10 protein-coding genes are annotated in these 9815 nt (G+C 49.4%); 6 read left to right on the top strand and 4 right to left on the bottom strand.

The annotated features are described in order from the left end of the window. The 4 genes from AB7D94_RS14460 to AB7D94_RS14475 all read left to right on the top strand — a co-directional run. Positions 1-200 (top strand): hypothetical protein (locus AB7D94_RS14460; RefSeq protein WP_420266656.1); only part of this gene is annotated, 200 nt, incomplete at its 5' end. Continuing rightward, positions 197-2251: a flippase gene (locus AB7D94_RS14465; RefSeq protein ID WP_420266657.1), complete on the top strand. Its 2055-nt coding sequence runs from the start codon at positions 197-199 to the stop codon at positions 2249-2251. The genes AB7D94_RS14460 and AB7D94_RS14465, both read left to right, overlap by 4 nt. 22 nt (positions 2252-2273) lie before the next feature. Then, positions 2274-3317 (top strand): lysophospholipid acyltransferase family protein, encoded by a 1044-nt coding sequence (locus AB7D94_RS14470; protein WP_420266658.1) that lies wholly within the window; start codon positions 2274-2276, stop codon positions 3315-3317. Beyond that, on the top strand, positions 3314-4834 hold the full coding sequence (locus tag AB7D94_RS14475; protein WP_420266659.1) for a B12-binding domain-containing radical SAM protein: 1521 nt from the start codon (positions 3314-3316) through the stop codon (positions 4832-4834). Before AB7D94_RS14470 ends, AB7D94_RS14475 begins: the two co-directional genes overlap by 4 nt. Positions 4835-4864: 30 nt before the next feature. Here the strand turns inward: AB7D94_RS14475 and AB7D94_RS14480 are convergent, their stop codons facing one another. Further along, positions 4865-5575, bottom strand: coding sequence for a hypothetical protein (locus AB7D94_RS14480; RefSeq protein ID WP_420266660.1), 711 nt, complete (start codon positions 5573-5575; stop codon positions 4865-4867). Positions 5576-5646: 71 nt separating this feature from the next. Next, the gene (locus AB7D94_RS14485) at positions 5647-5901 is read right to left on the bottom strand and encodes a hypothetical protein (RefSeq protein ID WP_420266661.1); all 255 of its coding nucleotides are present in this window, start codon (positions 5899-5901) and stop codon (positions 5647-5649) included. A gap of 306 nt (positions 5902-6207) precedes the next feature. On the opposite strand from AB7D94_RS14485, the gene AB7D94_RS14490 reads away from it, so the two are divergent. Both AB7D94_RS14490 and AB7D94_RS14495 read left to right on the top strand, forming a co-directional pair. Beyond that, complete coding sequence (locus tag AB7D94_RS14490; RefSeq protein ID WP_420266665.1) at positions 6208-6480, top strand: CD225/dispanin family protein; 273 nt, start codon at positions 6208-6210, stop codon at positions 6478-6480. Positions 6481-6513: 33 nt separating this feature from the next. Continuing rightward, positions 6514-6909 carry a DUF2752 domain-containing protein gene (locus AB7D94_RS14495; RefSeq protein ID WP_420266662.1) on the top strand — a complete coding sequence of 132 codons (396 nt, stop codon included), beginning with the start codon at positions 6514-6516 and terminating at the stop codon, positions 6907-6909. A gap of 19 nt (positions 6910-6928) precedes the next feature. On the opposite strand, the gene dxs is transcribed toward AB7D94_RS14495, so the two are convergent. Both dxs and AB7D94_RS14505 read right to left on the bottom strand, forming a co-directional pair. Then, positions 6929-8818: a 1-deoxy-D-xylulose-5-phosphate synthase gene (dxs, locus tag AB7D94_RS14500; RefSeq protein WP_420266663.1), complete on the bottom strand. Its 1890-nt coding sequence runs from the start codon at positions 8816-8818 to the stop codon at positions 6929-6931. Positions 8819-8824: 6 nt separating this feature from the next. Beyond that, positions 8825-9703, bottom strand: a complete 879-nt coding sequence (locus AB7D94_RS14505; RefSeq protein ID WP_420266664.1) for a polyprenyl synthetase family protein — start codon at positions 9701-9703, stop codon at positions 8825-8827. Between the last annotated feature and the right edge of the window lie 112 nt (positions 9704-9815).

A 9815-nucleotide genomic window follows, 5' to 3' on the forward strand; every position in this document is an offset into this window, starting at 1 on the left:
ACGACGAAGGGGGGGTAACCCCCCCTTCACCCCGTAAATCTCGCCACGTTTTGTCCTTTAAACTCCAACTGCCGCCCGTTGGCGGCTTCAGTATTCCATGCCAATACTTGACAGTCTCTTGTCTGATAGATTATCGTTTGTGCCGGTACGCGATGAAATACATGGATATTCTTACGTTTAGCAGCGGTTGGCCGGGGTGAGACCGAACGAGAAGGACTTCGTTAAAGCCAGCGATGGGACTTATGATTTTGGCAGGATTGATAAGGAAGTCGCTGATGCTATCGGGGGAAAGGAAGCGCCGATTAGGTTACAGGCAGGAGATGAAAAATACGGGGAATATCATTTTAATACTGCAGACAATGGTGGCAGAATTAAAAAAATAAAAGCGGCCGGTTATAAAAATGCAAAAGATTTTGTCGAGGATGTATGTAAAAATTGGGATGAGATAAGGCAAGGCTCAGGCACAAGCAAGTGGCTCATAAGAAAGAACGGTAGATACGGCATGACTGCTATCGAATTAAAAAGCGATCATGGCGCGGCGCATTATATTGTTATTACAGGTGGAATCTTTAGAAAAGGATATGCGGAAGGCAAAAAACTGCTGCGTAAGAGTGGCGCACCATATCCTCTTGATAGACCTGAGCCATCTACCCCCATTCCATATGATACCTTCGTCAAGGCTCAGGAAGGCATCACTGAGCGCACAGGGACGCGCAGCCATACCTATACTATACCACAGCCGCGGGAGGATGTCAAGGTGGGCGGCAGCGCTGGCCCTCCACCTGAAAACCCTATTGACTTACTTGCAAGAAACTATGTCTTTATACTTATATCAAGGATATTGAGGATTGGCACCGGATTTATGCTCCTTTTTGGACTTGCCAGAAGCCTCGGCGTCAGCGACTTCGGCAACTTCATCTTTATAACTAACCTCACGGCAAGCGTTATGAGCGTGGCGTTTTATGGTATCGGGCAGACGCTGGTGCGCGAGGTCTCAGGCGATAGGGGTAGGGCGGCAATCTATATCGGCATTGCCTTTAAGCTGCGAGGGTATTTTACCATTGCCGCCTTTTCTTCGCTTGTTATTGTCTCCATCATTATGAAGGTTGACAAGGTGATGTTCACCGCTATATTAATCGCCTCACTATCGGAGATATTTCGCGCATTTTCTGACCTGGCGAAAGATGTCTTCAGGGCATATGAGAAGATGCGCTATGAGATGTTTATAACCACCATATATTCGGCGGTGGTACTGGCGCTTGTCTCAACTCTGATATTGCTAAAGGGCGGATACGCCTACGTAATCGCCGCTATTTGTGTGGCCAACGCGGTACAACTATTTATCAGCGTAAGGATTATGGCCGGGAAATTCACAAGGCCGGCCCGTGTTTTGCCCAAAGAGTTATTTAAGACATTTATTGTGAATTCGTTCAGTCTAGGGCTTGGTGTATTGTTCGCGCAGCTCCTTGCCAGAGTTCCGGCGCTGTTTTTAAAAGAACTTAAGGGGGCCGCCGATGTGGCGTTTTTTGAGACCGGCCATGGGCTTATTATTCAAACCCTCATCCTGAGCGAGATATTTGTCACCGTGTTCCTGCCGCGGCTGTCCATTCTTGTCTCTGAGAACGACTTCGAAAAGATCAAACGCACGGGCAGGAAACTCTTTAAGTTCTTCCTGCTGTTTTCGGTAAATATCTCTATCGTATTTTTTATCTTTTCAAAAGAGCTTGTCCTGTTATTATATGGGACAAAATATGCCCCGTCGGCCGGTGTCCTGAGATTACTATCGTTTGCGGTGGCTTTTTTATTTATCACAAACTTTATACATATTTTTCTAATATCGCTGAAGATGCAGAAGGAGTTTGTCCTGTGTAATCTCGCGCCTTTTATATTCGTCTGTGTGTCAATGTATTTTACCGTACCGGCCTACGGATTTATGGGGGCGGCAGCCTCCGGCATCTCGGCATATTTTGTGAGTTTCGCGGTTTCATGCTATATCATGCACAGGAGGATTGTTAAAATACCGGTTGTAGGCACGCTTAAGATATTTATGGCCGCGATTTTTGTTATAATAGGCTCTATGGCGATTGAGGGTGTGTGGGCCTCGGTAAGGTTTATGGCCGTTGAGGCCGCGTTTGTATTGTTGGTGTTGGCCCTGCGAGCCATTGATGATGAGGAGTGGGCATTTGTCAAAGAGACCGCTATGAGATTAAATGTTATGAAATATCTTAGATTTTTCAGACCAGGCCGTTGACCGCGATTATGAAGGTGCGTTCATGAAGAGATTAACGGCGTTTGTCAAAAGCGCCGCGAAGTTTTTTTATTTTTACCCTGTGCGGTTTGGTGTTCGGCTGCTGCCTCTGGGTGCCTCTTATACGGTGGGAGGGCTTATGGGGATGGCCGCGTTTTACCTAAGAGGCAGGAAAAGAAAGGCCGTCGAACAGGAAGCGCGGCTGCTTTTCCCTGATGCCGCAGACAAAGATATTGACTCAATGGTAAGGATGACGTTTACAAATCTATTCCAGAAAGAAATTGAGACGTTTTTCTATCCCGCAATGAACGAAGAGAATATCTATGGAATAATCGGGATAGAAGGCATCGGACATCTCAACGAGGGTATCGCCTCCGGCAAGGGCACGATGCTGGTCTTTGCCCACTTCGGGGCAAACCAGATGGTCATGCCGGCCATCGGTTACAGGGGATTTAAGATGAGCCAGTTGAGCGCCCCCGCTACCGTGTGGACTGACATACTGGGCAACGGACAAAACCTCATAGAGAGAAAGACGATGGAGATAAAGTGGCGCTGCGAGCAGTCCCTGCCAGTAAAACATATAAATATATTCGGTTCATTGAAAGAGGCATTCCTGTGTCTGAGGAGAAATGAAATCCTCGGCGTTGCCATAGACGGCGGTGGGGGAAGGGAACGCGTGTCAGTTGAGTTCCTCGGCAAAAAGGCTTTTTTTTCAACCGGTTCGGCGGAGATTGCGCTGCGCACGGGTTGCACCGTCCTTCCCACATTTGTTTTAAGAGACGCTAAGGGGTATAACACTATGATAATAGAGAAACCACTGCCCTGCCCTGATGTAAGACCCAAAGACAGGCAGGGAAGGCAGAGGGCAAACGCGGCCTTCATACGCGCCTTCGGGCAGCGGCTGGAGCCGTATGTGTTAAAATACCCGTGCCACTACCTTGATTTTCTCTCTCTTCGCACATTTATGGCAGGGCTTGGGGATGCCAGCTTTTTCGCCGACGGGCAGTCGCCCCCTGTGGATGATGTGGTTAATATGGATAGTTTATTATGCCAGGAGAAGGTGAGATGAGGATATTACTGATAAGACCACCTTACACGAGGCTCAAAGGGGCCGGGCAGGCCCCGTACTTCCCTCTGGGTCTGGGTTATATTACCGCCGTATTAAGGGAAAACGGTTACGACGCAAACCTGTACCACGCCGAAAACCCACGAAAAGGTGACAACGCCCTCATCCCCGACGCCGACATCGGATTTGACCTGCGCTCAAAGAACTATCACAGATACCTTGACGCCATAAACAACGACTCCCATTATGTGTGGGAAGAGGTCAGGCAGACCCTGAGGGCATATAAGCCTGACCTTGTAGGCATCTCGCTCCTTTCGGTGGAGGTGGCCTCCGCACTTAAGATAAGCAAGCTCTGCAAGGAGTATGATAAGGACTGCTACGTCTTATGGGGTGGGCTGCATCCGAGTTTTATGCCGGAGCAATGCCTGAAAAACGATGAGGTGGATTTCGTAATCAGGGGCGAGGGCGAATATGCCGCGCTGGAGCTATGCAACACGCTGAAAAACGGCGGCTTTTTCTCTGCTATACGAGGCCTGTCATTTAAGAAAAACGCGGCCATAGTGCACAATCCGATGAGAGAAGCCATTGCCGAAATTGATAGAATCCCGCCTCCTGCAAGAGAGGCAGTCCTGTACCCCGAATCGTTTGATTTTAAATCCCTCGGCAGCATGATTGTCTCAAGGGGCTGCCCGTTTCGATGCACGTTCTGTTCATCGCGCAATTTCTGGGACAAAAAAGTGCGCCTTAGAAGCCCCGAAAATGTAATCAGGGAGATTAAGACCCTGAAACAAAATTATGGAACCCGCTACATCATGTTCTGGGACGATTCATTTACCATTAACCGCAAGGTTATTGAACGCTACTGCAGGTCAATTATCGAATCCGGCCTGAGGATAAGCTGGAAGACTGCCACGAGGGCGGATTTAATTGACAGCGAAATCCTTGATTTGATGAAAGAGGCCGGCTGCGTAAAGCTGGAGATAGGGGTAGAGAGCGGCAGTGAGCGAATAAAGAAACTGATAAACAAGGATGTCTCTAACGAGCAGATAAAAAAGGCGTTTGATTTGATTCAGAAAAAGGGAATCGGCGTTGGCGGGTTCTTTATGGCGGGGTTCCCGGATGAGACAATAGAAGACCTTACGGACACGTTTAATTTGATGAAAGAGCTGCGGGCCGGGGAGCTTGCCTTTAACATATTCGACCCGATGCCGGGCAGTTCCGAGTACGATAAGTGTATAGAGATGGGCCTCGTTGCACCCGGGCAGGACTGGAACAGCTTTCCCTTCTGGCCGGACGCATATTATGTAAAAAACATAAAACGCGAGGACTTCGATAAATACGTAAACACCATAGCCCGATGGCTTTACAAGTACAACAATAAATTCTCGGTAAGGCTGAAACGAAGCAAACAGTACCTTCTGTTCATGCTGAAAAACGACCCGGCCTTTTTAGTGTCAAAGGTGATGGCGTTTATCACCAGAAGGACAAGGGTACATAAGTTAAAGTCAACGGCAGGGTGAGAGATAAGGGGGATTTCAGATATACCCCAATTACTCAGCCGTAACCAGTTTTATTAATTTGACCCCGATAAAACTGCCAGCGGCGTTAAAGTCATATCCTACTGTCATAGTTCCCGCAAGCGGACAGGCCTCGCAGCCGTTTAACCACCTGAAGGCAAACACATACCGCTCTCTGCCTTCGGGCAGTTTTTTCATTTCCACAAGCCCGTCGGTATATGGCCACAGCAGGGCCTCAGTGTGCTTGCCCAGCATTTTAAGATAGTCTGGTTCGGATAGCATGTTTATTTTGCCTATGTTGCTCATGTCATTTATCTCCACTATGGCGGGCTGCCCGTTTAACAAAACCATATCCGATGTTTCCTCATCTCTGAATGGGCACACTAACTCTGCTATATCCACTATTGACACTTTCTTAAATGACGAAATATAACAAAAGGTATCGCCCCTTTTTTGAAGCATCGCACGGGAGAAGGCAACCGCCTCAGGCGTCGCACCCGCGCCCTCCATAATATCTATACAACACTGGCTTGCCTTCTGTGGACTCAGTAGGAATGGATTAACGCCCCAGCATTCAGCCCTCATCTTATCCAATGATTTCTGGACGGGTATCCAGACTGCCCCGCGGCCTATTGTCTCTGGTTTTTTTTCAATGGTTACGCAGGCGGCACAAAACACCAGCGCGGCGACTATCAGCCCCGCGGCAGCGGTATGTCTTAACGTTTTAAGTGTCCGGTGGCTCATATACTGGCCGGGGGCTCATATACAAAGGCAGACAAGCAGCCAGGGCCTGTCTGCCTTTGTAAATTGTGAAATTATTTCAGACCCGCGTCTGCGGCTGCTTCCTTTAGGTTGGCCTCGTTGCCCTTGACTGCGTTCATCATAGGATTTTTCGAATCCTTCGCGGCCTGTACAAAGGCGGCAGCGGTCTTCAGCTTTGCTACCATAGCCGCCTTATCAGGGGCGACCTTTCCATTATGGCAACCGGCGCACTTATCAAAGCCTCCAGCCATTGCCAATGTGGCAAAGCCAAAAACTAATACCAGTGACATTGCTAATATCTTCTTCATCGTTTTCACCTCCTTTTAATCACAAATTTTATTTATACGGCTTCATATGCACAAGTATTATATTCGCATGGGGATTGTACCACAGAATAGACCCCTATGTCAAAAGCCCCGCAGGATTTTATGATATCCGCAGGATTTATTTTGTCATGGGTTAAATGTTACAATCCTGTGGTTTGTTAATTCATATGAGGGGATACGGTAATGATTTATTGTTCCAGATGCGGGAGCCAAAACGAAGACAACTACTATAAGTGTGTCAAATGTGAGGCGCTGCTTCATCAGCCTTTTGTTGACGCTCATCAGCCTTTGGGTGGCGCAGAGCCATATCGCGCGCAGGACCATGTCCCGGACTATCTCGTGTGGTCTATTTTGTCAACCTTGTTTTGCTGTCTGCCTGTGGGTATTGTCGCCATAGTATATTCGGCGCAGGTAGGCACCAGGCTTAGGGTCGGCGATGTGGCCGGCGCCCGGCACAGCTCAAAAAAGGCTAAAATGTGGTGCTGGATTTCCATCGCATCATGGGTAGGTCTGGCGTTTATAGGCGCTGTGGCGTTTATCGGGGGCGCGTTATCGCACTGAATTGAACATACAGGTATTATATTGCGAACAGTGTTGCGAACAGTTTTCTTATCAATTCTGATAGTGGCGGCTCTGATAGTGGCAGCCGCCACAGTGTATATGTATGACCCTTCTTTGAACGGGTTTTACCCCAAGTGCTTGTTTTACCAGCTTACTGGCCTCTACTGCCCGGGCTGCGGCAGTACGCGTGCGCTACACCAACTGCTTCACGGCAATTATACCGCCGCGTTCAGGCTCAATCCTCTGACAGTCTTGGCGCTGCCCTTTCTGGCAGTTGGCATCGCTTTGGAGATTAGGGTGTTTCCTCGCCCGCCATGGTTGTCTCATCAGTACGCCCGGTACACATGGGTTGTCCCCGTTGTCATCGTCCTCTTCTGGATACTAAGGAACATCCCAATAGAGCCGTTTACATATCTCATGCCCAAATAATGCACACATCAGACACCACCTACGCCTCTTTCAGTTGTTTTAATAGTACAAGGGCTGCGTGATATATACCGTCGTCATCAAGGCCGTAGAGGTGTCTTAGCAGCGGCTGGCTGCCGTGCTCGACGAAGCGGTCCGGGAGGGCGACTATCTTTACCCCAACGTCCTTAGTGTCTTCTCCGGCATCCGCAGAGTTCAGATATTCGAGGACTGAGCTGCCGAAGCCTCCGGCCAACACATTTTCCTCTACGGTAATAATCTTACCTATTGTCCCTGCAATCTCTCTGATAAGGGCAGTGTCAAGCGGCTTGATGAACCTTACATTTACTACCATTGCGGTGATTCCCTTCTCTCTCAGGCGATGGGCCGTGTGTATGGCCGCCAGAACACAGCCCCCGACGGCAAGAATGGCAACATCACCGCCTTCCTCTATGACCTCGGCCTTTCCCATTTCGACGGCCGTCTTTGACGCCTCGATTTCCTCGTTCATGCAGTCCCTTGAGTACCTGATGACAGACGGGCCTTCGTGGGTGATTGATAGTTTGAGCATTTCTTTCATCTCGATGGAGTTTTTCGGGGACATGATAGTGAGATTTGGGATATGCCTTAAAAAAGATATGTCATAAACGCCGTGGTGCGTGGGGCCGTCTTCGCCGACAATCCCCGCCCTGTCCACCGCAAACACTACGGGCAAGTTCTGCAGGCACACGTCGTGTATTATTTCGTCGTATGCCCTCTGTAAGAAGGTGGAGTATATTGCCACAACGGGCCTAAGCCCTTGTGTGGCCATGCCGGCGGCAAAGGTGACGGCATGGGGTTCGGCTATTCCCACGTCATAAAACCTCTCAGGGAAACGTGCAGCAAATTCCCTCAGCCCCGTGCCTGCCTTCATAGCGGCGGTGATTGCCACAATACGGGGGTCTTTTTCGGCTGCCTCTGTGAGGTGCTGCCCGAACACGGCGCTGAAGGATGGCCTCTGAGGGGACGTCCTTAGTTCACCGGTCTCCAGCTCAAACGGCCCGACGCCGTGAAATGTCGCGGGATTTTTTTCGGAGAACTCATAGCCCTTGCCCTTAGTCGTCACAACGTGAATAAGCATGGGGGTCGTGGAGTCCTTTATACACTGAAACGTATCAATGAGTTTGGCGATGTCGTGGCCGTCAACCGGACCGGCATAGGAAAAGCCTAGTTCCTCAAAAAGCATACCGGGAAGGAAGAAATACTTCAGCGTGTCCTCGGTCTTTTGCGCGAGCTTAGATACATGGCCGCCCACTTTTGGTATGATTTCGATTATGTTTTTAGTCTCTTTCTTGAATTTTTTATACAGATTTCCGGCCATTATCTTCGTCAAATATGACGAGAGCGCGCCGACATTTTTAGAAATAGACATCTCGTTGTCGTTTAAGACGACGATGAGGTCTTTCTTAAGGTGTCCGGCGTGGTTAAGCCCCTCGAAGGCCAGCCCGCCGGTCATTGCGCCGTCTCCGATTACCGCTATGACCTTGAAATGCTTTGCCGTTAGTTCACGTCCCTCTGCGATTCCGAGGGCTGCCGAGATGCTTGTTGAGCTGTGGCCGACTCCAAATGCGTCGTGTTGGCTCTCAACGCGGCGCGGGAAACCGGATATGCCGCCGTATTGCCTCAACGTATGGAATGTGTCGTATCGGCCTGTGAGCAGCTTGTGCGGGTAGCATTGGTGGCCGACGTCCCATATTATCTTGTCGCGCGGGGATTTAAATACATAGTGCATGGCTATTGTCAGCTCTATGACGCCGAGGCTTGAGGCCAGATGCCCGCCGTTTATTGAGACACGGTTGATTATGCAGTCTCTGATTTCCTGTGCCAGTTCTTCAAGTTCGCCTAAGTCGAGTTGTTTTATGTCCTGCGGGGATTTTATATCTTTCAATATCATAGGGTTTTAATTTGACCTCTTTAAAAGATAATTAGCTATTTCCTCAAACCAGTGCGCCTTTGGGCCGAAAAATTCGACCGACTGAAGCGCCCTGTCAATTTGTTCCTTTGCCATAGTCCTTGACCCCTCTACTCCATACATAGCGGGGTATGTCAGTTTATTTTTATTTTCATCCGAGCCGCGGGGCTTTCCAAGTTCCTCCGTCGTGCCCGTTACGTCGAGAATATCGTCCACTATTTGAAAGGCAAGTCCTATTGCCTCGCCGTAGCCGGTAAGTGAGTCCATTTCGGCATCTTCAGCATTATACAAAATCCCACCCAACTGCACGGAGGCCTTCAAAAGGGCGGCTGTTTTGTTGCGGTGGATGAATTCCAGTACCTTTTTGTCATGCGCCTTACCCTCTGAGATTATATCCATGGCCTGGCCTGCGACCATGCCTAAGAGGCCGGCAGCAGAAGACAGCTCATTGATGGCCTTAAGAAGCACCGCGGGTGCAAGGCTGCCATTACCGGAGAACATCCTGAATGCCTCTGTCAAAAGGCCATCACCGGCCAGTATGGCCATCGCCTCTCCGTAGATGACATGGTTAGTGGGCTTGCCGCGCCTGAGGGCGTCGTCGTCCATAGCGGGAAGGTCGTCGTGGATGAGTGAATAAGTGTGTATAAGCTCAATAGCGGCCGCCTGTGGCAGGATATCCTGTCCGTTGCCACCGCATGTCTCATAGGCGGTCAGGCACAGTACCGGGCGTATCCTCTTGCCCCCGGCCAAAAGAGAATATTTCATGGATTCGTGCAGGACCTCAGGGGCGATAGGTTGTCTGAAATATCCACTGACGAAATCCTCAATGAGCGCTTTTTTCTCTCCTAAATAGGTCTTAAGGTCCATGGCGGCCTCCTCTTAGCCAGCTAGTATAACATAAGGCAGTAAAAAGAACCACAACAAAACCAGCGATTCTCGGTGAAGGCAAGAACGATACTGGTAGTATGTATAGTATAAT

This window comes from Candidatus Magnetominusculus dajiuhuensis, assembly GCF_046044395.1.
Classification (GTDB): domain Bacteria; phylum Nitrospirota; class Thermodesulfovibrionia; order Thermodesulfovibrionales; family Magnetobacteriaceae; genus Magnetominusculus; species Magnetominusculus dajiuhuensis.

What these genes read in the sequence shown, in the direction of transcription:
- AB7D94_RS14470 (WP_420266658.1), top strand. Translation starts at nt 2,274, where the DNA reads ATGAAGAGATTAACGGCGTTTGTCAAAAGCGCCGCGAAGTTTTTTTAT.
- AB7D94_RS14475 (WP_420266659.1), top strand. Translation starts at nt 3,314, where the DNA reads ATGAGGATATTACTGATAAGACCACCTTACACGAGGCTCAAAGGGGCC.
- AB7D94_RS14480 (WP_420266660.1), bottom strand. Translation starts at nt 5,575, where the DNA reads ATGAGCCACCGGACACTTAAAACGTTAAGACATACCGCTGCCGCGGGG.
- AB7D94_RS14485 (WP_420266661.1), bottom strand. Translation starts at nt 5,901, where the DNA reads ATGAAGAAGATATTAGCAATGTCACTGGTATTAGTTTTTGGCTTTGCC.
- dxs (WP_420266663.1), bottom strand. Translation starts at nt 8,818, where the DNA reads ATGATATTGAAAGATATAAAATCCCCGCAGGACATAAAACAACTCGAC.
- AB7D94_RS14505 (WP_420266664.1), bottom strand. Translation starts at nt 9,703, where the DNA reads ATGGACCTTAAGACCTATTTAGGAGAGAAAAAAGCGCTCATTGAGGAT.